Below are 24,412 nucleotides of genomic sequence, written 5' to 3'. Positions count from 1 at the left end.
CCCTGTTATTCTTTCTTCCTCTTCCAGAAAATAACCAGAGCCATCGTAACCCCTGCTAAGACATTGAATAAAGCCTTTCTGACAGTAAATGCTTCAAAACATACATCCATGAAACTAGCTAGAATTGGATATATCAGCGTAAACCCCAGAATCTTTTTCCAAGGTTGTACTTTTACAATTTCTCTAAAAGCCATATCTCTTTCTATTTGTTAAAGTTCTAACAAATATAATCATAGTTTCTCAATAATCCCTATCTTTGCAACCGAAATGATATGTGGAAAGATTTGAGTAGCTTGCAACCACAGAAAAAAATGCTAAAACAACATTCCTTTCTGTGCCGTCAGGCATCCCTACTTAGCCTAGTGTCTCCACCTGTTTCATCCAATTTTCAATTATTAATTTTTCAATTAGTATGGGATATTTATTCACATCCGAATCGGTGTCTGAAGGACACCCCGACAAAGTGGCCGATCAGATATCGGACGCTGTACTTGACAAACTGTTGGCTTATGACTCCAGTTCGAAAGTAGCTTGCGAAACTTTAGTAACTACCGGACAGGTAGTGCTTGCTGGAGAAGTGAAAACAAGTGCGTATATCGACTTGCAGCTCGTTGCACGCGAAGTAATCAAGAAAATCGGCTATACGAAGGCCGAATACATGTTTGAAGGCAATTCGTGCGGTGTACTTTCTGCCATTCACGAACAGAGCCCCGATATCAACCGTGGTGTCGAGCGTGAAGACCCGATGAATCAGGGTGCGGGCGACCAGGGAATGATGTTTGGTTACGCTACCAATGAAACAGAAAACTATATGCCTCTTTCCCTCGATCTGGCTCACCGCATTTTGCTGGTTCTGGCTGATATTCGTCGTGAAGGCAGGCAGATGACCTATCTTCGTCCCGATGCAAAAAGCCAGGTGACGATTGAATATGATGATAACGGAAAACCTGTACGTATCGATACCATTGTTGTATCGACCCAGCACGACGACTTTATCCAACCTACCGACGCCTCTGAAGAAGCTCAGTTGAAGGCGGATGAAGAGATGTTGGCCATCATCCGCAAAGATGTGATTGAAATATTGATGCCTCGCGTCATAGCCGATATCCATCATGAAGATGTACTGGCACTGTTCAATGACCATATCACCTATCATGTCAACCCGACAGGTAAGTTCGTGATTGGCGGTCCTCACGGTGACACCGGACTGACCGGCCGTAAGATTATTGTAGATACCTATGGTGGCAAGGGTGCCCACGGGGGTGGTGCTTTCTCCGGCAAAGATCCGAGCAAGGTAGACCGTAGCGCAGCATATGCCGCCCGTCACATTGCCAAGAACCTGGTGGCTGCCGGTGTAGCCGATGAAATGCTCGTACAGGTATCCTATGCAATCGGTGTGGCACGCCCCATCAATATCTATGTCAATACCTACGGGCGCAGCCATGTGAACATGACTGACGGTGAAATAGCCAAGAAGATTGATGAATTGTTCGATCTTCGCCCGAAAGCAATCGAGGAACGTTTGAAATTGCGTAACCCGATCTATCAAGAAACTGCCGCTTACGGACATATGGGTCGTGAGCCACAGGTTGTTACCAAGCATTTTGAGTCCCGCTATGAAGGTAATAAGACCCTTGAGGTTGAGCTTTTCACTTGGGAGAAACTTGATTATGTAGATCAGGTGAAATCCGCATTCGGTTTGTAATCAGCGTAGCTTTACAGCTATTTATTATAGAAGACCGTTTTTCTCTTTTTTTAAAGGGGAAGGCGGTTTTCTTCTTTCCTCCTTTCTTTGCTTAAAGCGGATTATGTATATTTGCTGCAAATGCGATAGAGTTAGTATGGCAGAGATACAGCGTTAATTTTTTGCCATATGTTATTTATAAAATCAGTATAGAGTTAATTGGATGAAAGTGTTGAGTTGCTGTCTATTCCCGTTGTTTCTCACTATTTCTGTTTTAGTGGCAATGGGTTCCTGTCATTTTATTCCGGATACAAAAGATCTTCTTCTTCAACGTGCTGAACGGTTGATGGGAACGCAGCCGGATAGTGCATTGCGTCTTTTAGAATCGATCTCAGAATCAGCATTGAAGGAGGAAGCTCTTGCCCGTTATTATTTATTGCTGACTCAAGCGCGGGACAATAATTATATGGATTTGACTACTGATTCTTCTATCATCTATTCCGTGCATTATTTCAAAGAGAAGGGTGATTGGGCACAATACGGTAAGTCTATGTATTATTACGGACGCATCATTCAACTGTGTGGTGATGAATTGCGTGCGATGAAGATATACTTAGATGCATATAAGTCACTGAAAGATGCTAAAGAGTACAAATTGCTGGGGTTGCTGTCTGAAAATATAGCCATATTCCACAGAAACCAATCTTTTTATGATCAGTATATTCGTTTTGCCCGTTGTGCTGTAAATTTCAATTATTTGGCTAAGGATACTTTAGGAGTGGCATATGCATATCAAACATTGGGACAAGCATTCTTTTATAAACAAGAACTTGATAGTGCTTTGGAATGTACTACAAGGAGTTTGCAACTTCTAAAAGATAATCCTATTCGGCTTGAGATTGCTGCTGCAAAATTATTTGCATTTATATATTGTCAAAAAGGAGAATATATTAAAGCTGAAAAGATCCTTTTAGATATTATAGATAAAGAACCGAATGAAAGGAAAAAGTTATACCATTATATTACTTTGGGACATTTATATCAAAAACAAGGAAAAGTGTCTGAAGCAAAGAAATACATAATGATGTGCATGAATAGCCCCAGTTTATCGACACGTTCTGAAGCATACGCTTGTTTGTCTGAATTATCAGAAGCAGAGAATAATTATAAAGAGGCGTTATCTTACAAAGCAATTGCTGATTCATTACATTATTTAGCCGAAAATCAGAATAAAAGAGAAGCTGTGGTTCAATTTCAGGCTAAATATGTAGAAGAGAAGTCTTTGAGGGAAAGTTTACAGTTACAAATGGAGAAAAGGACGATATTTTTCAGTAGCATTATACTTTTACTCTTTTTCGGTATCTGTATGTATTATTTATACAGGAAATATTATCATGCAAAATTGCAGATCACGAAGAGTTGCAGGCGATTGAAAAGGAATGATGAAAAAATCGCTGGCTATAGGAAAGAGATAAAAATGTGTAAACGTCAAAAGACAGATTCAGCTGTCTCTTCTGGAAACAAGATTAAAAAGTTGAATGAAAAAATAGATGAATTGATGGCTGACTCTCACAGGTTACGTGATAAGCTGGATGTAAGCGTATTGATTAAAATGCTAAAGAGTGGCGAGATTATAGTTGATAATCTTACCTTGGAAGAATGGGACAGGATATTTACTTTGGTAAATAATCTTTTTAATAATGTACTTGTGGTTTTGAAGAATAAATATGAACAGTTGACAGATCATGATATTAAAGTTCTGAGTTTTCTGTTGCTATCTTTCTCATCAAAAGAAGTGGTCACTTTGTTTGAAAGTAAAGATGGTCATACCTTATCAAAAAATAAACTGCGCATTAAAGAACGGATAGGCATGTTAAAAGGGGAAGCTTTGGAAGATTTCTTGCAAAAGTGTAGAGCCGGAAAGATTCGATAATCCATGCAAAAGCTTTTATTTATGGATATTTAATTGGTAATCAGTATTGTATAATTATACCCTACGTCCATGCTATGTTTTTTGAAATGTCCTTTATGCACCCTATCTTTGTCACAGTTAAACAACCAAAATGAGATTAAAATGAAAACAAAACTTTTTCTATTATTATTCGTTTGTTTGAGTGGAATGGTCAGGGCACAGCAGGTGAATGACAGTTTTATAGCTTGGACCGGTCAGATTTCTTTCATTAGTCATTGGAAAGGTGATCCGGACGAATGGAAAGGTGGCTCAGACGACAGAGATATAGATAATCGTTCCATGCCCATTATTCCTATCAGTGCAATTATTGAGAATGAAAAGATTTCAATTGATTTCTGGGACGTAACGGGTGATGTAACCGTTTCTATCACCGAGAAGGATGGATTGGAAATCTATTCCCAACCTATTTTTGTGAATGAATATATTCGATATGACATTGCCATTGGTACATATTCACCGGGAGTTTATCTGCTGAAAATATCCAACCAAGATGATGGATATATTTATGGATGGTTTGAGGTAAAATAATATAGCTCTGTGAAAAAAGTGATATAATATTTTGAGCGCTCGATCTATTATATTCTGTATTCATAATACTAAAAGGGACGGAGTTTCCTTTATAGTACACTCTCTCCCTTTTAGCTATTATGAATTAAAATAACTGTAAGAACTACTTCTTTTTAACGGTTTCTCCTCTTTTTACTATTGCCCCACCTTAACAAGAGAAACAGGAAAAGTCTGTGGAACATTTCCCCGAAGAACATGTCACATTTTTAAGTTGATGCCTGGCATCTGGATGTTAGGCATAGAATTTCCATATTTATCCTATCCGGCTTTTAGGGTATACATAAGGATATTGTGGTATCTTGAAAAAGTAATCGTTCCATTTTATTATAAGTTAATGCGTTGCATCACAAATAAATATGGAAATATTGTACTAGCTGTGTGACATTTTTATTATTTGATCTATTAAGTAAACAGTAACGAATACTATGATCTATAGCATTCAAATCCTTTAATCAATATGTATTTCAACCGTGTTTCGTTTGTTATACGTTCTCCTCCTTGAGTCAATCTTCTACAGATGTGAAATAAACAAACAAAAAACAATAAAAACAAATCAATTGATTATTATACTTGGAGGAAATCTCCCTATTCTATAATGACTGATTTGAAAACATTAGGATTTAAACTCTGCATACTGGACTTATGCTCTGAACATTGCCCTCTATTACATAATTCCGGGATTATAATATCTGAGTTTATCTATGCACAATCGTGAAATCATAACTTTTACCAATCTGAAAGTAAAGGAAAGGGTTGTTCCTTCCAAGTGATGATTTTAAAATCCATAGAACATGAAGAACCTAATAACAACTTTATTTCTTGTTTTTGTAATTATAGTTACAAACACTACAAACCAATTATATTCTATCCTACTGCTGACAGCAGGAATTATTTTGATCTTTTGGCTCCTATTCAATTTGCTTGTAATGAGAAAAGAAATTAATCTCTTGAAAGAACAAAATCAATATGTCATGGATTCTTTCCATGATATTCTCACTCCGGTTACTTTGGTACATACTTTCTTAAAAACAGCCTGCGATAGCAATTTCTCCGAAAACATTCGAAAAGAACTTTTCATGTCTGTTCGTAATATGAACAGTCTTAATGATCATCTGACAAGATTAATGATCCTGAAGAAACAGCTTACCTGTTCTTCCAAAATGGAATTGACAGAGTATGAGTTGGGAGCTTTTCTGAGAAGCAGGGTGCTAGCTATGCGGGAATTTGCTGCCAGTAGACATATCACTCTAGAAATCAAATCCGATTTCAGCTATGCCAGCGTCCGGGTCGATCAAAGTAAAATCATTCCCGTAATTGATAAATTCATTAAGAATGCAATCACTTGCAGAGAAACCGGGATGGGTATCGTATTGTCTATTTCCATCAATGAAAATACGTGGAGTATTAAGATCTCAGACTCCGGAGACCATAAACTGATGTCTTGTTATAGATGTAAAAAGCATCAATTGATGAAGCATGCGGTGGAACTCGAACATTGTTTCGTGGGGAGCCTTCTCTGTCATAAACTGATTGGATTGTGTAATGGGAAAATTCTTGTAGACAGAGAGAATCATACCGTTTCATTGCAATTTCCCGTGATAAATCCCTCTACTGAACCATCGGAACATTCTGTTATCCGTATTACCAAAACTCCCGCAGAACATAATATTGACAATCTGTTCAGGAAAACCTCACAAAGAAGAATCTCGGACAAACCGGAAGTCGTTCTTTTAGATAGTAATGACGATTTCAGATGTTATCTTGAGGCACATTTATCCGATGAATATATAATCAAAAGTTTTGTGAACGGTGCAGTGGCATTTGCTTATATAAAAGAAGAATATCCTGATCTGGTGGTTAGCAATACGGTACTGGAGGGGATGAGTGGCGAAGAGCTTTCTTCGCGGTTGAAAACGTCCAGGGAGACTTCGGTCATACCTATTATCCTGTATGGCTCAAGCGTAGATACTGATAACCGTTATAAAAGGCAAGCTTCCCTTGCCGACAGCTATTTGTTAACCCCTTTCCATATTGAAGATTTGAAGATAGAAATGTCAGTCCTTATCAGTAATAGTCGTTTGCTCCGGAAGTCATTTCTCCAAAGTATATTCGGAGAGAAATTTATTAATATTCCCGATGCTGACAATGGAAATAGCGCCAATCATGTATTTATCAATCAAGTGAAAGAATTCATCTTGGAGAATATTGATAATGAAGATTTTCTAATTAAGCATATTGCTGAGAAATTTAATGTGAGCCGAACCTCTTTCTTCAATAAATGGAAGTCGTTGACGGGTGAATCTCCAAAATGTATTATTCATCGGATTCGCATGGAAAAAGCACGTGAGCTATTGGAAAGTGGGAAATATGCCGTAAGCGTGATACCCGAAATGATCGGATTGAGAAGTGAAAAGAACTTCCGTAAAGAATACAAAAAGTATTTCAAGATGACTCCATGCGAATCTATTACGAAGATTTGAAAGAAAATAGCAGTAATCGGCAATCAAGGATATATTCATATTCTAAAAAACTCTTACCTTTGTGCCCAAGTCATTAGAGAACAGTGAATATGAACAAGATAAAATCCGTATGTGTCTACAGCGCATCAAGTACGAAGATAGATGAAGTATATTTTAAGGCAGCAACCGATTTGGGACGGTTGCTTGCTGATTATCATATCCGTTTGGTCAACGGGGCGGGCAGTATAGGTTTGATGCGATCTGTTGCAGATGCTGTGCTTGAGAATGGAGGTGAGGTGACGGGAGTCATACCTAGATTTATGGTAGAGCAGGGCTGGCATCATACCGGGTTGACGGAACTGGTGGAAGTGGAAAGTATGCACGAACGTAAGCAATTGATGGCCGATATGAGTGATGCTGTCATTGCTTTGCCCGGAGGTTGCGGTACGCTGGAAGAACTGCTTGAGATAATCACATGGAAGCAACTTGGACTTTATCTGAATCCCATCGTTATTTTGAATACTAATGGATTTTTCGATCCGTTGCTCGAGATGCTCGAACGTGCTATCGATGAAAATTTCATGCGCCGTCAACACGGTGACATTTGGCATGTGGCGACTACTCCCGAAGAGGCGGTAAGGCTGATTCATACGATTCCCGTTTGGGATGTTTCCATTCGTAAGTTTGCTGCGATATGAGTGTGTGGCTGTTATTTGCTACGGGTTTTGACGGGGTACCTATTCCCTACTCACCGCGCACGGACGATGTAATAGCGCTGGTTTTGCTGGCGTGCTTCTTTCTTTCTTCTTTCGTATTGGCGCGGAGCAAGAAGTTTCTGTCTCAACAGGCGAAGGACTTCATTTTGCATCGCGAGCGAACCAGTATCTTTGCTACTTCTACGGCATCTGATGTCCGTTATCTGTTATTATTGGTATTGCAAACCTGTATTTTGGGAGGCATTTGCATATTCAACTACTTTAATGATATACAGCCAAGGCTGATGGAAGAAGTCTCCCCTCTCCTCCTCCTTGGAACTTACATCTTGGTCTGCTTGATTTACGTGTTATTTAAGTGGGTACTCTACTCTTTCCTTGGGTGGGTGTTTCTTGACAAAAACAGAACATCTTTATGGCTGGAATCCTATTCTACACTGATATATTATCTCGGTTTTGTCCTTTTCCCGTTTGTTTTATTCCTTGTTTACTTTGATTTGAAGATTGTTTTTTTAGTTACAATTGCTCTTTTTCTAATAATTTTCGCTAAAATACTGATGTTTTATAAGTGGATAAAGCTTTTTTTCAACAATATTGTCACCCTTTTCCTTTTAATTTTGTACTTTTGTGCCCTTGAAATCATACCTTGTTTGATTCTATATCAAGGGTTGAGGGAACTAAACAATATATTGATAATAAAATTTTAGGACGTTGAAAATTAAGAAAGTACTTGTGTCGCAGCCCAAACCTGCTTCAGAGAAATCTCCGTATTACGACATAGCTGAAAAGTATGGCGTAAAGATAGATTTCAGACCCTTTATTAAGGTAGAAAGCGTTTCTGCAAAAGAGGTTCGGCAGCAGAAAGTGTCGATTCTTGACCATACAGCTGTCATATTTACTTCGCGTCATGCGATTGATCACTTTTTTCATTTGTGTACAGAACTTCGTGTGACTATACCAGAAACAATGAAGTATTTCTGTGTGACAGAACAGATAGCACTCTACATTCAGAAATATGTGCAATATCGTAAGCGTAAGATTTTCTTTGGCGCTACGGGTAAAATAGAAGATCTGATTCCTGCTGTTGTGAAACATAAAGCAGAGAAATATCTTGTACCGATGTCGGACGTACATAACGATGACATCAAGAAACTTCTGGATAAACACAATATCCAGCATACGGAAGTGGTGATGTATCGTACGGTAAGTAACGATTTTGGTGAGGATGAGGATTTTGATTATGACATGCTGGTGTTCTTCAGTCCGGCCGGGGTAACTTCGTTGAAGAAGAATTTCCCGGATTTCGACCAGAAGAACATTAAGATCGGAACGTTCGGTTCTACAACAGCGCAAGCTGTTCGTGATGCCGGATTGCGTTTGGATTTGGAGGCTCCTACCGTGCAGGCTCCTTCCATGACGGCTGCTCTGGATCTGTTTATTAAAGAAAACAATAAAGGAAAATAGTTATTAAGTAATTACGAATTATAGATTACGAGCTACGGAGGGATATATAGAATGCATCGATAATTTCCGTAAACAGTGATCTGTAATTCGTAATTTTTTTATTAATAAAATGAATGACCTGCGTAAGTCTGAAAGACTAAATAGTAAGATTGTTATTGAGAAGATGTTTGCGGGCGGTAGTTCGCGTTCGTTTTCAGTCTTTCCGTTGCGTGTGGTATATATGCCGGTCGATTCACTGGAAGCATCGGCTTCCATTCTTGTCAGTGTCCCCAAAAAGCGGTTCAAACGGGCGGTAAAACGCAACCGGGTGAAGCGTCAGATCCGGGAGGCTTATCGTAAGAATAAAGGAGAATTGAAACAATTATTGACGGAAAAAGAGCAAAAGTTGGCAATCGCTTTTATATATTTGTCCGATCAATTGACCTCTTCGGTTGAAATAGAGGAGAAAGTGAAACTACTTTTAGCTCGTATGGCCGAGAAAGTGGCATGAAACGTCTTCTGGCCTACATATTATTGATTCCCATATACTTCTACCGGGCGTGTATCTCGCCTATGCTTCCTCCTTCGTGTCGTTATACTCCCACTTGCTCGCAATATGCTATTGAAGCAATAAAGAAACACGGACCTTTCAAGGGGTTGTATCTGGCAGTGAGACGGATTCTCCGTTGCCATCCTTGGGGAGGTTCCGGTTACGATCCTGTCCCTTGATTCCATGGATATACTGGATATACATACCCATCGCATTCCGGAACAGCCTCTTAACGCCATCTGGAATTGTATGCCGAAAGATGAATCGCTTTTGCACCGGGTGGACTATTGCTCGGTAGGCATTCATCCTTGGTATGTGACCGAAGCAAATCTTTCGGAACAGAAACGATGGGTGGAAGAAGTGGTTCTTAATACCCCTTCGGTTGTGGCAATCGGTGAGGCAGGATTGGATAAAGCTACGGATGTGCCTTGGGAACTCCAGCTAAATGCTTTTGAGTGGCAAATCGAATGGGCGGATAGGCTCGGACTTCCTTTGATACTTCATGTCGTGAAAGCACATAATGAAGTGATGGAGATGAAGAAAAAATACCGTCCCCGCAATCGATGGATCGTGCATGGATTCAGAGGGAAGCGGCAACTGGCGGAACAGTATTTGAGGGAAGGCATCTCCCTTTCATTCGGTACCCGTTACAGCGAAGATGCATTGCGTGCTATTCCGTATGATAAGTTGTTTTTTGAGACGGATGAAAGCTCCGAAAGTATTTATCATATTTATGAGCAGGCGGCAAAGACACTTCAATATCCCTATGAAGAGCTTCTTGCACAAGGAAAGCGGAATATTGGAAAGGCTTTTTTTAATGGCTAAGAGTTGTTACTTCGGATAAAGAGTCGTATTTTTGCCCAGATTAAAAATTTAAAACATACTATCATTCGATGAATTTTGTAGAAGAACTAAGATGGCGTGGCATGTTGCAGGATATAATGCCAGGCACGGAAGAATTGTTAGCGAAGGAACAAGTGACGGCCTATCTCGGCATAGACCCGACAGCTGACTCATTGCATATCGGTCACCTGTGTGGCGTAATGATGCTTCGCCACCTCCAGCGTTGTGGTCACAAGCCGTTGGCACTCATCGGTGGTGCGACAGGTATGATTGGCGATCCTTCGGGCAAATCGGCAGAACGCAATCTGCTGGACGAAGAGACGCTGCGCCATAACCAGGCTTGTATCCGGAAGCAACTTGCCAAATTTCTGGATTTTGATTCGGATGCACCGAACCGTGCCGAGTTGGTGAACAACTATGACTGGATGAAAGACTTCACCTTCCTGGATTTTGCGCGCGAAGTTGGTAAACACATCACAGTGAACTACATGATGGCGAAGGACTCCGTGAAGAGACGTTTGAACGGTGAAGCGCGCGATGGCCTGTCGTTTACGGAATTTACTTATCAGCTGTTGCAGGGATATGACTTCCTTCATCTTAACCAGGAGAAAGGTTGCAAGCTACAGATGGGTGGTTCCGACCAGTGGGGCAATATTACTACCGGCACCGAGCTGATCCGCCGCACCAATGGGGGAGAGGCTTATGCACTGACTTGCCCGCTGATTACGAAAGCCGATGGTGGTAAATTCGGTAAGACGGAATCGGGCAATGTATGGCTCGATGCGAGATATACTTCTCCTTATAAATTCTACCAGTTCTGGCTGAATGTAAGCGACTCGGATGCGGAACGCTATATCAAAATCTTTACTTCTCTGCCGAAAGACGAGATAGATGCTTTGATAGCCGAACATCAAGCAGCACCGCATTTGCGCGTGTTGCAGAAACGCTTGGCTAAAGAGGTTACGGTGATGGTTCATTCCGAAGAAGATTACAACGCAGCCGTAGATGCATCCAATATCCTGTTTGGTAACGCAACTTCCGAGGCTTTAAGAAAACTCGATGAAGACACGCTCTTGGCTGTATTCGAAGGCGTTCCTCAATTTGAGATATCCCGTGAAGCATTAGCAGATGGTGTAAAAGCCGTAGATCTTTTCGTTGACAATGCTGCCGTGTTTGCTTCCAAAGGGGAAATGCGTAAGCTTGTGCAGGGTGGGGGAGTCTCCTTGAACAAGGAGAAACTTGCTGTATTCGACCAGCTAATTACTACCGCTGATTTGCTTGATGATAAATACCTTCTCGTTCAACGTGGCAAGAAGAACTACTATTTACTCATTGCGAAATAAAAAAGTTTGCAGAATATTTGGAGATATAATTGCATAACACTATCTTTGCACCGCTTTTTAACAGAAAGCGGTGTTTAAGTTTGGACTATGGTGTAATGGTAGCACAACAGGTTTTGGTTCTGTTTGACCAGGTTCGAGTCCTGGTAGTCCAACCAATTTTCAGCCAATATAGTACAAAAGCCGTTATTATCCAGTAATAACGGCTTTTGTTGTATTCTGGCACATCTGCTTTCTAAGTTTCCATTCGGTAAGGGTTACATTTTCACACCAACCATTCCCAGCATCCGTCTTATTCCTCTTGCTACAATAAAACAGCATGGAATACCCATTATACAAACCAGTATCAATCTCATCAAAGGAGGAATCGGTAAAAGCTCCATTATAAATATAAAGCTTACTACAATAACCGGATGAATAAAATAAGCCGAATAACTATCAATGGATAATTTCTGAACTAAAGCCATCGGACTGTTCCAATGAGCCTTCCCGTATGCTAAGAGGAAATAGGAAATACCAACACACATCATTGGTTCCCAAAGCGCATAGAATAGTGCATGTAGATTCCATCCTCCCGAAAAACTATCCATTTGCTCTGAGAAACGGCTCATTACGATCAATAATAAAGGAATCCCAAAGATGATAGCTATAAGGAACCAAGGAAGTGCGTCCTTTACGCAGATTTTATCTAACCAATGGTTACGGTGCGCCACAATCCCTAACAAGTACATACCTATATAGAGAGGAAAGAAAGCAAGCTGCAGCCTCAGGACTTCTCTTCCTACGGGCACATAAAGGCGAATAAGAAATGCTGAAATACCCATTATTATTATAAATGCAAGTATGCCTGCCACTGTGGGATATTTCCAGTTCAGCACTAATCGCTTCGTACAGAAATGACGATAAACAGCGTAACTTAATTCAAAAATCAGTAGTGTAAATACGAACCACATCGGTCCAAATCCAGGCTCACCCCACCTTCCATATATCTCATATACCAATAGAGGATTGATCAGAAAACTATAGATCAAAAGAGGAATGCCCAAACGGTTAAGGCGATCATATATAAAAGATTTCCCTCCTTTACGATCATAGGAAAAAGGCATCAGGTAGGCGGAAATGAAAAAGAAAAGGCTCATGAAATAAGCTTGGTCAATGCCCATGGAGGCTGAAAGCAATCCTTTAGTCAATCCGGTAGTTGTCTCATTCGAAATGTAATACCATCCACCGGAAGCTCCGAAAGCAATGGCAGAATGATGATAGAACACTAACATAGTCAGTAGAACTCGTAATAAATCAAGATAATAAAAACGTGTTTGGCTCATGATATCTATATATGAATGCTACAAATCAGTATTTAATAAATGCAAGTTCGATATAAGTATAATGCTTATTTTGTGAACAATAGGGACATAGTGATAAAAGTCTTAAATATATGGAATGGAATAATCATATTCAAACGATTGTGGCTATGTTCTCAGAGGTTAAAGTTACGGAGATTTATCGTATGTTCATAAAAATAGTTATCCTTTTATGCCAAAAAGTCTATAATTCTCATATTTATAATTCAAAGAGTACCTTTTTCCCTCTTTTTGATGACAACACACTGTTTTATGAATGGCTTAAATAGAAGTGTTATGCATAGAAATGGGGATAAATATGCAATATGTTCACGTATTATTCAATCTGAATGCCTTTGTAAATTGATAGCTATTAATGTTCCATCTGTTGAATGGCTATACCCAACGGCTGGAATATGGCTGCCTGTCGTGCTGACAAGCAATATCTATCTGGTAGAGTATTAATAACCTACGAGTAAGCTCTTTATTTCCTGGCTTTTTCAAAGCAGGTGATGGCAAAATAGAGACTGTTTTACTTTTTTAGAAGTGTCCATAATTTTATATCAAGCTATCGCTCAGGTAATTGTTGTTTTTTATTTCCGAAATTATATTTCATCGGAGGTTTGGGTGTAAATACTGCATTCTGAGGGTGATGAAAATGCAAAGTGTCATTTTGAAAAGTCTCCTATCCGAATGCCATTTACGGTTAAGTAGGTCTTTAAGAGGCTTTTTATAGGTAAAAACTTATTCAAAAAGATGATTATGTACAAAGACGTATGTTCTAAATTGTGTTTTAGACGATCTTAATTTTACATTTGCAAAAAGAACAGAACTCTTTTTTATCTGAAAAATAATGTTCTATATATTCATTTAAAGACCACTTAATGTATGAAGAAGATTTTTACGGTTTTATGTCTATTACTAGTATGCTCAGCTGTATCTATTGCGCAAACAAAGATAGGTTACAGTAACGGTGAATTCAATCGGTCGGATGGATTGCGTATCGGTAGCGGTGAAAAGCAGGGACTGGCAATCAAGTTGAGCAAAGAGAAACTACAATTGCTTAAAGGCAAGAAAATTGTAGGAGCAAGTGCCGTATTCGGTACACGTAATGTGAAGAATCTGAATTTCTTTTTGACCAAAGCTTTAGGACAACAGCCTCTATATGAACAGTCGGTAAGTGGTGCGGCTACCAACTGGAAAGATTTTACTTTCGATACTCCTTATGTGGTCGGAGATGAAACCGAACTGTATCTCGGATATACCTTAGAGGCATCGACTTCTTACCGTCCTTTGGCTTTCGACCGGAGTGTGGGTATAAAAGGCTCGTCCTGGGCGTATTCGGAGGGTGATACATGGGTGGACGTATATGATAATGGCTTTGGATGTGCCGATTTGTATCTTCTGGTTGAAGATGTCGATCCTTTCACTGACCTGTGCTTAAAGACATTCTCCGTGAGTGGATATTACAAGGCTGAAAATGCGTACAAGTATACAGGGCAAGTCTTGAATTTTGGAACTCAGTCTGTGAAGAGCTTTGATGTGACTTACCAGATTGGTGACAATGAGCCTGTGGCTTATTCTTTCACCGGAATAAATATTGCTCCCAATGAAACTTTCGATTTTGAGTTGCCGGAATATATTTCTCTTGCTTCGGGTAAACTCCCGATAAAAATGTCGGTTACGAATATTGATGGTGCTGTCGATGCCGATATGAGCGATAATGTTGATAATAGTACTATTTTCATCTATCCGTCTGACATGGAAAAGCGCATATTGCTTGAAGGCTTTACCGGGCAGGGCTGTAGTAATTGTCCGGCCGGACACCGGGTCGTTGAGGGTGTTTTGGAAGAAACTGCCGAATCGATTGTGGAAGTATTCCATCACGCGGGATACCAGCCGGATAGTTTTACTATGACGGAAGATGGAGAATATTGCCGGTTTTACAATGATGGTACTTATTTCGCACCGGCTTTGATGGTCAATCGGATGTTGAATTCGGATTTGGGAACGTTGGGGCCGATTTTCGGAGTTTCGGATAAAAACCTTGAAGGTACTATTGACAAAGCCGCAGCGATACAGCCATACGTATCTGTCGGTATAGAAAATAAATTTGATAATGAGACCCGTGAACTGAAATCGACGGTTAAAGTACATACATACGTTATGCCTGATGCGGATATAAATACACTGAACGTATTTGTTGTTCAGGACTCTGTGATCGCTATGCAGTCGAGTGGAGGAGATCGTTATGTACATCGTTATGCATTTCGTGGTGCCCTTACCAGTGCATGGGGGTTATCGGTAACGCTGGAAGAAGGGAAAGACTATATACGTGAGTTTACATATACTTTGCCCGATGCAATCAAGTCTACTTATGAGAATAAGTACTCTATTCCGACAGACCTAAATAATATGTATCTGGTTGCTTTTGTGAGTTCGTATTCCAGTGACCCTAACGGATGCACGGTATATAATAGTAATATTGCAAAATTCAGTGATAAAGGTGGTTCGGTAGGGATCGAGGGAACTTCCACGGATAAAGCTTCTGTCCATGTCTATGTAAATGGAGGCCGGGTAAACGTACAAGGAGATTACAGCCAACTGGATGTATATGATATGGCAGGAAATCAAGTAGGATGTTGGAATGCCCCCGTGGAGTCATTCACATTAGACGCAGGTTTTTATATCATCCGTGCTGTTTGTAACGGGGAAGTTGTATCGCAGAAAGTCGCTATAATGAAGTAATCCGATTATCATGAAAAGAATACTTTTTATATTTCTTTTAATAGCATGTTGTTTGGGGATGTCCGGGCAATCCAAATTATCACCATATACGCAGAAGTATCTGGTTAGCCAGTCGGGTGAAGTGAATGCTACACGTGCCGGAACGGTAGAATACGTGTCTGCTTATATACATGTTACACCGGATATGGATCTATCCGTACTTGAAGAACTGGGTGTGAAAACCAATCTGCACCTCTCGGATATTGTTACGGCTCAGATTCCTTCCAACCGTATTCAGGATGTTGCGGCACTCGATCAGGTTACTTACATACAAGTGGCAGTACCCGTTCACCCGATGATGGATAAAGTCCGTCCGGCAGTCGGCATAGATAAGGTACAAAGCGGAGAAGGTCTAACCGGTGGTTTCTTCGGAAAAGGAGTCGTTGTAGGCATTATCGATGCCGGTTTTGATTATACCCATCCTGATTTTTATGATTGGGAACGCAAGTCGTTACGTATTAAACGTGTGTGGGAGCAAAACTATACGGAAGGTACCGCTCCCGAAGGGTTCAGCTATGGAGGTGAATTTAAGACTCAGGAAGAAATCCTGAGTGCCGCTGGAGATGTGACAACCAATTCTCATGGTACGCATGTGGCGGGAATTGCCGCAGGAGCGGACAAGCTCGGCAATGACTATTATGGAGTGGCCGGTGATGCCGATATTGTGTTGGTCAGTATGGGTACGAAAGCGGATAACAATGTAAACCTTTCGGATGCGATAGCTTACATTTATAAATATGCCGAATCAGTCGATAAACCGTGTGTCATAAATATGAGTCTTGGGACCCAGTCCGGGCCGCATGACGGAACTTCCACTTTTGATGTGATTGCCGATCAATTGCAAGGGGAAGGACGTTTGCTGGTCGGTTCCGTAGGAAACTTTGGTGGGGATAAATTTCATACTGGTAAAACGTTTACTTCGGCACAAGACGATCCCTTGAGGACATTTGTGGACTTTAAGTTTACTTTATCAACAGACAAAGCCGGGGGAGATGTTGAGATATGGGGTGAACCCGGATTTGATTTTAGTGTTGAAATATTCACCTATGATCTTTCTAATCAGAAAAAGGCGGATGTTGTTACCATAAATATGCCTTCCGTAGAAGATACTCCACAAGAATACACCTTAAAGGGAGCATCCGGAAAGATACTTGTCTTTTCTGAAATCAGTCCTTTGAACGATAAACCGCATGTTATGTTCTCTTCTCAGATTACGGGATTGCGTGCGCGATATGCTTTAGGGATGGAGATCATTCCTCATACCGCAGGTTCCGTTAATATATGGGCGGATGATACATACTTGGCATTGACTTCCAAAGATATGGAAGGATGGGCGGATGGCGATAACAGCTCCTCGCTGGCGGAGATAGGAGGTACCGGTAAGAGGATTATATCGGTAGGAGCGTATGTCAGCAGAAATTCCTATCAGAAAGAAGGATCGGATAAGACGTTCACACTGGACGAGACAATGGATGCCATAGCATCATTCTCAAGTATGGGACCAACGGCCGACGGGCGCATAAAACCGGAGATTACAGCTCCCGGATGTTACATTGTTTCTGCCGTGTCATCACACGATACTTCGTTGGGCAATCTGGACATTGCAAGGTATGGTACATGGAATGATGCCAACTACTACTATGCGTATATGCAGGGAACTTCGATGGCGGCACCTGTGGTGACAGGAGTTATGGCTACCTGGTTGCAGGCAGATCCTAAACTGACCCCCGAACAAGTAAGAAATATCTTGAAAAAAACAGCTCTTCGGGATACCCATACAGGCGTACTTCCCGAAGAAGGCAATTCAACATGGGGATACGGTAAAATTGATGCATGGAATGGCATAAAAGAGGTTATATCACAACTTTCGTCTATTCGGGAAATTTCTGAAACAGTTCCGCCTGTAATGCTCATTAATAAAGGGAAAAATGAATATAATTTATTGTTCACTCGGGAAGCAACCGGAGTCTCATATGCGATTTATTCAGCTTATGGTCAATTGGTACAAATGCAACATATTCCGTCTGTACATGCTGCCGAAGAAGTGTCTCTTGGGCAAATGTCATTTCCTAAAGGAATGTATGTCATAAAGATAGGCGCTGGTAAATGGCAGAGTACTCATAAAGTGGTTATCGAATAGGTATTTACGTATATTATTGGTTGGAGCCATTCATAGAAGGGTTGATTTTAACCTTTTATGAATGGCTTTTGCGATTTTTATAAATAGAAAAAACGTTAAAAATAAACTCAATTAATAGGTTGTAAATATATCTATGTCTATTTTTAGTAACCAAATAGAATAAAACATTGAGAACAATTTTTACATTATTCATTGGATTATTGATTGCTGTAAGTACCAATGGTCAGTCTTCTGATAAATATAATGAAATATATGAATTATTGAAATTCCTTCCATCTCAGAAATTGATTACTGATGGAGATGAATATTATGAGAAGCAGGTTTTGGATAGTGCATTGATTTGTTATACACTTGTAAGCAGCAGATATACGAAGGAGATGCCCGCACCTCATAAACGTCTGTGTGCCCATGCTTACCATTACTCCGGCAATATTCATTATGTCATGTACAATTATGTACAGGCGCAAACTATGTATTTTAAGGCACTCGAGATTTGTCAGGAATCCGGTGACAGCTTGCAACTTCCACGTATTTATAATAATTTGGGGAACGTCTATGCTGTATTCGGTGATTTTAAAAAGGGAAGGGACTATTATACGAAAGCTTATGACGGTGCCAGAAGCTCATCGGACAAAGAATTGAAAATAAAAATCCTGAATAATCTGCTTGGCTTGTACAGTAATGTGCGTGATAGTGAAAACCTCGAGTATTATTTGGATCTCTGTGAGCAGTTGCAAAAGGAAGATTCTGTAAAGAGTATCTTTAATTATTTAGCCAAGGGCTGGATAAGTCAGTTGAAAGGTAATCCCCGCCAAGCGGTCAAGTACCAAAAGCAAGCGTTGTGGCTTGCCGACTCTTTAAAATTGCCCCCCCAATATGCTTGTTCGGCATTAAATAACATTTCGGAAGCTTTTAGTGATATGCAGAGGTATGATTCTGTTGAATATTACCTAAAGAAATGTGCCGATATTGCCATACAAGAGGGACTATTGGATGTTCAAGGTAATGTTTATCGTGAATTGTCGGAGATATATAGCAATCGGAACGATATTAAAAGTTTCTTCCATTATTCAAAATTATATCAGCAAATCAATGACTCCATACGAAGTATGCAGGGGTATCGTAGCATCAGCAACATTGAATTCCTCTTTGAAGTGAATCGTCTGAATAGGTTTATCACCGGAATGCAAACAGAACAGACGCTGAAGGAGGTACGTTTAAAGAATCAACAGCAAATAATGAATGTCATTTTGGTCGCTTTTTTCATAGCCGTCTCTCTATTGATAGCCGTATACTTGCAAAAACGAAAATTACAGCACAGTTACCGGGAAATCTTTATGCGAAATAAAGAGATCATTGAATCGGAAAAACAAGCTAAGGAGCATTATAAGGTTTTTCAGAATGAAATTCAGAAGAAAGACCTTGAAATTGCACAACTTCAGGGAGAAATCCGACAAACTTTGCCGGCTAATGAAGAATACGTGTCAGACAACATGGTCGATGATGACGACATCACAGAAGATATGCCTGCGAAATATCAGGGAAGTTCGTTGACGAAAGAGCAGAAAGACAGGCTTTTGAGTTCTATAAATAAATTGATGGACACTACACTTGAATTTTGTAATCCGGATTTTACCCTTGAAAGGATGGCGGCACTGACGAAATCGAGACCTAAATATGTATCTCAAGTGATCAATGAAACTTATGGAAAAAATTTCAACCGCTATGTCAATGAATACAGGATAAAAGAAGCACGGTTACGGCTTACGGATATTACGAATTATGGAAACTATACGGTGAAGGCGATCGCACAAAGTGTAGGTTTCAGGTCGAATAGTAATTTCAATACATTGTTTAAAGAATTGACAGGTATTACCCCATCTATGTATCAGGAAATGGCAAATAGTTAATCCGAATTCATTTTTATTATTTTGCCTCCATTATGAATACATAATCATGATTCTGAACCACAAGAGGCAGTTTTTGGACAAAAAATTAAATTGTTTTGTTCATATTTGCAATTGAGGTTATTAATTCTATTTTGCGTTTTTAAAGAATCATTGGATTATGAAAAAAGATTACCGAATTTTTAGTGTTGCTCTTCTTTTATTAGGAATAGCAATGAATGTGGTAGCTCAGACAACTGCTTATGTTGCCCTGAAAGAAACGACAAATTCCTGGGATGAAGGAAACGGGTTTAACGGATGTGTCTTTGCTTTCGACACTACCGATCCTGCTACGGTGAAAGATGTCGTATTCAGGATAGACCCTTTTGACGGGCAATATGGTGAAGAAGCTGTTTTTGTTCAGGCAGGAACAAGCGCTGATGATAAGTATTATGCAATGTGTAAGTCGGAATATGATACCGAAAGTACATTCTGTACATTAAATTTCGCTACAGGTGCGAGAACTAAATTGAGTGACAATTATTCTACTTTGGATGACATGGCCTACATCGCATCAAGCAAAGTATTATATGGTGTTCAATACGTTTCTGGTAAAGAAGCTTACACAACCCTTTCATCGATCAATGCCGGAACCGGTGAGCTTACTTCGGTTTTTGATATTCCAAATGTTCAGATTGCCGGTATCGCTACGGACGGTGATCAGAAATTGTACGGTGTGGCATTGGAAAAGAATGAGGATGGTAAAATGGATGTATCCCTCTATCTCATCGACCCGGTAAAAAAGGAAGCTAAAGAATTGTATCATGCGATCGGCACAGTAGGTTCTTCCTATTCATATACATCGGATTTTAATGAAGGTAAGCTTTATTTCATTTCAGGTGCAAGTTTCGCTACTATTGATCCTGTAAAAGGAACAATGACTGTATCGGAAACAAAACTGCCGAAAACAGCATTGGTAGGTCTCTGTTTTACCGCATCGTCCGCTGATGGCGTTGCCGGTGGTGGTGATGAACCCGATCCATCCGTTCCCGTGACAAGAGTAAGTGTGGAAGAAACATGGGGAGACATTTTGGGTGAAGAAGAAGGACAGCTTACCGGAAGAAATGTTACCTATTATGATGCTAATAACAACCCGATCCGTAAATGTATGTATGGCAAACTATTGGGACAAAGTGATTGGCAGATTTCAAGATATACTACTTATATCTACAATGATGAAAAACAATTGATCCAAACCAGTTCTGAACAATACGGACTTTATGATGGTGAAGATCTTGCATTTAAAGCTTCTACCGATACGGTTGCTTATGAATATGACGATGCAGGTCGATTGGTTAAAGAAACTACTGTGAATAGTGGTGTGTATATTTCTTATGAATATGATGATGCCAACAATCTTGTTAAGAAGATCAGATGGAATCCGGATCGTTATGATGAGTACGAAGGAGATTACTATGTAATGGAGTCTAATGAATATTCAGATTTCAAAGCACCGAACTGTCCGCAAACGATAAAAAGTGACGGAGCGTTTGAAAGCTATAAGAGTCTTTCTTATGTAACGTATGATGCTGATAATAATAAGATAAGTACTAAAAAATATGACATAAGTGGTGAGACTTTGCAGAAAGCTGAATATTGGACTTACGAAGAGGGTCGTTTGGTATTGTATGAACAGAAGAAGATAAAGAAAGTAGGTGAAACATACGAAGAACAAGATAATCAGAAAACAGTTTATTCGCTTGATGATGATAATCCGAACCGTATAAAAAGAGAGGTATTTTCATATTCTGATGGAAAATGGATTGGCCAAACTCAATATACCGTTACCGAGTCCTCAGAATATAGCTCATTGTTTGCTACGGAATTGTCTTTAGCATTGGTTCCTGATGAAATCAATACCGTGAAACTAACGTTTACTTTACCGAATGTTCCGTCAAGTGGCAGCATGGCTTTTGACGTATATCGTCACGGTATGTTCGTAGCTCGCGTTCTTCCGTCTGATCAGGGTGCTTACGATCCGGATACACAAACGATTTCATATGTCGATCGTGAAGTAAAGAATGGTCTTTATGACTATTTCGTACAAACTATATTGCTTTCCGAACTGGGGGATGAAGAGCAAGCTTTCAATGTTTCCAATGTTGCACAGCAAAAAGTATATGTTGAATTACCTGCTGTAACAAACATACACTATGTTTCTCATGTCACGGAAGATGGACTTTATAAAGTAAAAATAGCTTGGGATGAACCTGAAAATTTGCCTGCTGAGTTAGGATTCCAAAAATATAATGTATTTGTCAAAGGCTTTGCAATGCCTGAAAATCTGGGTGAAGAAGATTTGACGGCAACTAGCTATGATGTTACATTTGGCGATGCATCTTCAGAAACTTCAACAAGTAAAGAAATTACCATCCAATCCATATTCAAGTTTGGTAAAGTAAAATCCGAGCCGAAAGTTGTTTCTATTTCCGATATCCAAGGTCTTGAAGAGAATGGAATCAATGATCTTATCCAAGTAAACGGTAACCAGATAACAATCAATAATGAAAATGCTTCTGTTGAAATTATTGCTTTGAATGGTGCTGTATTGAACAGTTATCAGAATGTGAAGACGGTCGATCTTTCTACATTGGATAAAGGTATCTATCTGGCAAAAGTCGTTTGTGACGGTAAGACATATGTTATTAAACTGATTAAATAACTTTTGCATGCTTGTTCTAAGAGTATGTCCGGAAATGGGACATACTCTTTTTCTTCTTCCTGTTTTGATTCTAAACAAAAGATCCCTGATTTATGAATAAAAAATTATTAAGTATTATTGCGGTATGTTCTTGTTTGACCGTACATGGACAAAGCAATACATATCTTCAGACAAATTTCGATAGCGGGATTCCCAATGACTTTACGTTGATTGACAATGATGAAACTCCTGTTAATGCCAGCGTTTACCAGAAAGTTGATTTGAGCGGTAGCTGGTCTGCAAACCAGATAGACGAAAAAGGTAATTATGCTGCTTTTAGCTTTTCACGTTGTAATTATGATCTTCCTTCGGACAATTGGATGATCACCCCGGGTATACAATTAAACTCGGAGAATGCTTATTTGAGATGGGAGGCGAAGTCTGTCCATTATGATTATAGGGAAAACTATAAAGTAATGATCTCGACAACAGGGACAGCTCTTGATAGTTTTAAGGAACTACTTTCTATAGATCAGGAAAGTTATCATTGGAAGACTCACGTGGTTTCTTTGGCATCATATGCCCATCAGAATGTACATATAGCATTCGTATGTACCAGTAAGAAGAAATTTATCTTAGCCATAGACAATCTTTATGTAGGAGATTTATCGGATGTTGCTTTTGAAACGACCGATGAATCCAAGCGTTTTTCAGGTGATACGGGTACGGCACCCGTACATGGCAAGATACGGAATACGGGAAAACCGGTTGAATTAAAGAAGATAAATTGTATAACGGCACAGGATACATATAGTCAAGTTTATGAAAAGGTCTCTTTACAACCTGATGAGGAGGTTGAGTTTAACTTTCAGATTCCTGTGGTTGTAAATGAAGTGTCAGGCTATAAGTTAGAAGCTGAGATGGGTGATGGCAGTATCTATTCCCTCTGTGAGGATAGTATCATTTGCTCTTATTACCCACGTACTTTGCTTGCGGAAAAGGCGACAGCAAATTGGTGTAATAGTTGCCCCACAGCTATTCCTGTATCGAATCGGTTGAAGGACAGGTATCATGACGAAGCTATTGTTCTTGAGGTTCATGCCTACGACCCTATCGAATGTACTCCCTATCTGACGGGAATATCCCGTTGGTTGCAGGGTTATCCTTCATTCATCTACAATCGCATGAAAGACTATGTGCAGAATTCCATGAATAATGATAAGGTTTTGCAAGAAGCTTTGCTTGCGCCAACTACTGCAAAAATCGATATGCAGGTAGAACGTTCGGAAGAGGATAACAGTCTTCTGACTATTCACACACAAACTGAATTTGCAAAGGCTTACGATAATGCTTCCGGATTATACAAACTTGGATATGCCATCATTGAAAAGAGTGTGCAAGGGGTAGTCCAAAAGAATTCTTCCTCTCTGTTACAGAATGGTGAATACTATTTTTTGCCTTATAGTATTCCGGGAGATATACAGGTATATCATAATGTATGCCGGGAAGGTAGTACAGCTTTCAAAGGTGTGGAAAGCAGTTTGCCAGAACAGATTGAAACCGGAACGAATTATGACTTTACGCATTCATTGACCATTCCGGAGGAATTTGTTCAGTCAGATAATCTTTTTGCAGTTGCATTTGTGATGAATACGCTTACCGGAGTAGTTTTGAATGCCACTCGTTCAGATATTCCTTCTCCGGTTTCGGGAATAGGGGAGCCTGCCCGGAATGATGAGAAAAGAATTACAGTCTTCAAAAATAGTGGTACCTCTTATAATATCCGTTTTGCGGATCAGGCACCCTATACCATCGAACTGATCAGTTTGGATGGGAGAGTGGTCGAGAGACAGACAGGAACTGCCGAATCCTCCGTTGTTACGGTTCAGTATCCTCAATATAAGGGTTGTTACCTGATGAAGGTCAACCAATTGAATTTTTATATTACACAAAAGATAATGTTATATTAATTTTAATAATACGAATT

18 protein-coding genes and 1 tRNA gene are annotated in these 24,412 nt (G+C 39.8%); 17 read left to right on the top strand and 2 right to left on the bottom strand.

The genetic code is table 11. The features are described 5' to 3' along the window. Positions 1-5 precede the first annotated feature (5 nt). Positions 6-194, bottom strand: a complete 189-nt coding sequence (locus H8744_RS05580; protein WP_262433895.1) for a hypothetical protein — start codon at positions 192-194, stop codon at positions 6-8. A gap of 218 nt (positions 195-412) precedes the next feature. Between H8744_RS05580 and metK the strand changes: the two genes are divergently transcribed. The 12 genes from metK (at position 413) to H8744_RS05525 (ending at position 11,729) form a co-directional block, all read left to right on the top strand. Then, a complete protein-coding gene (gene metK / locus H8744_RS05575; RefSeq protein ID WP_262433894.1) occupies positions 413-1,705 on the top strand; it encodes a methionine adenosyltransferase in 1,293 nt (430 codons plus the stop codon). A gap of 451 nt (positions 1,706-2,156) precedes the next feature. Continuing rightward, positions 2,157-3,617 (top strand): tetratricopeptide repeat protein, encoded by a 1,461-nt coding sequence (locus tag H8744_RS05570; RefSeq protein ID WP_262433893.1) that lies wholly within the window; start codon positions 2,157-2,159, stop codon positions 3,615-3,617. Positions 3,618-3,758: 141 nt separating this feature from the next. Then, positions 3,759-4,184, top strand: coding sequence for a DUF3244 domain-containing protein (locus H8744_RS05565; protein ID WP_262433892.1), 426 nt, complete (start codon positions 3,759-3,761; stop codon positions 4,182-4,184). A gap of 830 nt (positions 4,185-5,014) precedes the next feature. Then, positions 5,015-6,703 (top strand): hybrid sensor histidine kinase/response regulator transcription factor, encoded by a 1,689-nt coding sequence (locus H8744_RS05560; RefSeq protein WP_305067344.1) that lies wholly within the window; start codon positions 5,015-5,017, stop codon positions 6,701-6,703. Positions 6,704-6,792: 89 nt separating this feature from the next. After that, a complete protein-coding gene (locus tag H8744_RS05555) occupies positions 6,793-7,380 on the top strand; it encodes an LOG family protein (RefSeq protein WP_262433890.1) in 588 nt (195 codons plus the stop codon). After that, positions 7,377-8,102, top strand: a complete 726-nt coding sequence (locus H8744_RS18830; protein ID WP_305067343.1) for a DUF4271 domain-containing protein — start codon at positions 7,377-7,379, stop codon at positions 8,100-8,102. Before H8744_RS05555 ends, H8744_RS18830 begins: the two co-directional genes overlap by 4 nt. A 4-nt stretch (positions 8,103-8,106) precedes the next feature. Further along, entirely contained in the window at positions 8,107-8,859 is a 753-nt protein-coding gene (locus tag H8744_RS05550; RefSeq protein ID WP_262433889.1) for a uroporphyrinogen-III synthase, read from the top strand. Between the two features lie 109 nt (positions 8,860-8,968). After that, positions 8,969-9,349 (top strand): ribonuclease P protein component, encoded by a 381-nt coding sequence (rnpA, locus tag H8744_RS05545; RefSeq protein WP_262433888.1) that lies wholly within the window; start codon positions 8,969-8,971, stop codon positions 9,347-9,349. Then, on the top strand, positions 9,346-9,567 hold the full coding sequence (gene yidD, locus H8744_RS05540) for a membrane protein insertion efficiency factor YidD (protein ID WP_262433887.1): 222 nt from the start codon (positions 9,346-9,348) through the stop codon (positions 9,565-9,567). The genes rnpA and yidD overlap by 4 nt, the downstream gene beginning before the upstream one ends. A 4-nt stretch (positions 9,568-9,571) precedes the next feature. Then, entirely contained in the window at positions 9,572-10,213 is a 642-nt protein-coding gene (locus H8744_RS05535) for a TatD family hydrolase (protein WP_262433886.1), read from the top strand. A 68-nt stretch (positions 10,214-10,281) separates the two neighbouring features. Beyond that, positions 10,282-11,574, top strand: coding sequence for a tyrosine--tRNA ligase (gene tyrS / locus H8744_RS05530; protein WP_262433885.1), 1,293 nt, complete (start codon positions 10,282-10,284; stop codon positions 11,572-11,574). 81 nt (positions 11,575-11,655) lie between these two features. Continuing rightward, a tRNA-Gln gene (locus H8744_RS05525) sits at positions 11,656-11,729 on the top strand. Positions 11,730-11,828: 99 nt separating this feature from the next. Here the strand turns inward: H8744_RS05525 and H8744_RS05520 are convergent. Further along, the gene (locus tag H8744_RS05520; RefSeq protein ID WP_262433884.1) at positions 11,829-12,896 is read right to left on the bottom strand and encodes an acyltransferase family protein; all 1,068 of its coding nucleotides are present in this window, start codon (positions 12,894-12,896) and stop codon (positions 11,829-11,831) included. A 903-nt stretch (positions 12,897-13,799) separates the two neighbouring features. Between H8744_RS05520 and H8744_RS05515 the strand changes: the two genes are divergently transcribed. The 5 genes from H8744_RS05515 (at position 13,800) to H8744_RS05495 (ending at position 24,395) form a co-directional block, all read left to right on the top strand. Further along, positions 13,800-15,659 carry an Omp28-related outer membrane protein gene (locus H8744_RS05515; protein WP_262433883.1) on the top strand — a complete coding sequence of 620 codons (1,860 nt, stop codon included), beginning with the start codon at positions 13,800-13,802 and terminating at the stop codon, positions 15,657-15,659. Between the two features lie 10 nt (positions 15,660-15,669). After that, positions 15,670-17,838 (top strand): S8 family peptidase, encoded by a 2,169-nt coding sequence (locus H8744_RS05510; protein ID WP_262433882.1) that lies wholly within the window; start codon positions 15,670-15,672, stop codon positions 17,836-17,838. A gap of 167 nt (positions 17,839-18,005) precedes the next feature. Next, on the top strand, positions 18,006-19,748 hold the full coding sequence (locus tag H8744_RS05505; RefSeq protein WP_262433881.1) for an AraC family transcriptional regulator: 1,743 nt from the start codon (positions 18,006-18,008) through the stop codon (positions 19,746-19,748). A gap of 157 nt (positions 19,749-19,905) precedes the next feature. Continuing rightward, positions 19,906-22,446: a T9SS type A sorting domain-containing protein gene (locus tag H8744_RS05500; RefSeq protein ID WP_262433880.1), complete on the top strand. Its 2,541-nt coding sequence runs from the start codon at positions 19,906-19,908 to the stop codon at positions 22,444-22,446. Between the two features lie 92 nt (positions 22,447-22,538). After that, positions 22,539-24,395, top strand: a complete 1,857-nt coding sequence (locus H8744_RS05495) for a T9SS-dependent choice-of-anchor J family protein (protein WP_262433879.1) — start codon at positions 22,539-22,541, stop codon at positions 24,393-24,395. Positions 24,396-24,412 lie beyond the last annotated feature (17 nt).

It is taken from the genome of Jilunia laotingensis (assembly GCF_014385165.1).
Classification (GTDB): Bacteria; Bacteroidota; Bacteroidia; order Bacteroidales; family Bacteroidaceae; genus Bacteroides; species Bacteroides laotingensis.
Note: the sequence above shows the minus strand (reverse complement) of the source record. Positions and strands in the feature narration are given on the sequence as shown.

Coding starts and splice junctions, on each gene's coding strand:
- H8744_RS05520 (WP_262433884.1), bottom strand. CDS start 12,896: ATGAGCCAAACACGTTTTTATTATCTTGATTTATTACGAGTTCTACTG.
- H8744_RS18830 (WP_305067343.1), top strand. CDS start 7,377: ATGAGTGTGTGGCTGTTATTTGCTACGGGTTTTGACGGGGTACCTATT.
- tyrS (WP_262433885.1), top strand. CDS start 10,282: ATGAATTTTGTAGAAGAACTAAGATGGCGTGGCATGTTGCAGGATATA.
- H8744_RS05565 (WP_262433892.1), top strand. CDS start 3,759: ATGAAAACAAAACTTTTTCTATTATTATTCGTTTGTTTGAGTGGAATG.
- H8744_RS05535 (WP_262433886.1), top strand. CDS start 9,572: ATGGATATACTGGATATACATACCCATCGCATTCCGGAACAGCCTCTT.
- metK (WP_262433894.1), top strand. CDS start 413: ATGGGATATTTATTCACATCCGAATCGGTGTCTGAAGGACACCCCGAC.
- H8744_RS05515 (WP_262433883.1), top strand. CDS start 13,800: ATGAAGAAGATTTTTACGGTTTTATGTCTATTACTAGTATGCTCAGCT.
- H8744_RS05555 (WP_262433890.1), top strand. CDS start 6,793: ATGAACAAGATAAAATCCGTATGTGTCTACAGCGCATCAAGTACGAAG.
- rnpA (WP_262433888.1), top strand. CDS start 8,969: ATGAATGACCTGCGTAAGTCTGAAAGACTAAATAGTAAGATTGTTATT.
- H8744_RS05500 (WP_262433880.1), top strand. CDS start 19,906: ATGAAAAAAGATTACCGAATTTTTAGTGTTGCTCTTCTTTTATTAGGA.
- H8744_RS05510 (WP_262433882.1), top strand. CDS start 15,670: ATGAAAAGAATACTTTTTATATTTCTTTTAATAGCATGTTGTTTGGGG.
- H8744_RS05580 (WP_262433895.1), bottom strand. CDS start 194: ATGGCTTTTAGAGAAATTGTAAAAGTACAACCTTGGAAAAAGATTCTG.
- H8744_RS05495 (WP_262433879.1), top strand. CDS start 22,539: ATGAATAAAAAATTATTAAGTATTATTGCGGTATGTTCTTGTTTGACC.
- H8744_RS05560 (WP_305067344.1), top strand. CDS start 5,015: ATGAAGAACCTAATAACAACTTTATTTCTTGTTTTTGTAATTATAGTT.
- yidD (WP_262433887.1), top strand. CDS start 9,346: ATGAAACGTCTTCTGGCCTACATATTATTGATTCCCATATACTTCTAC.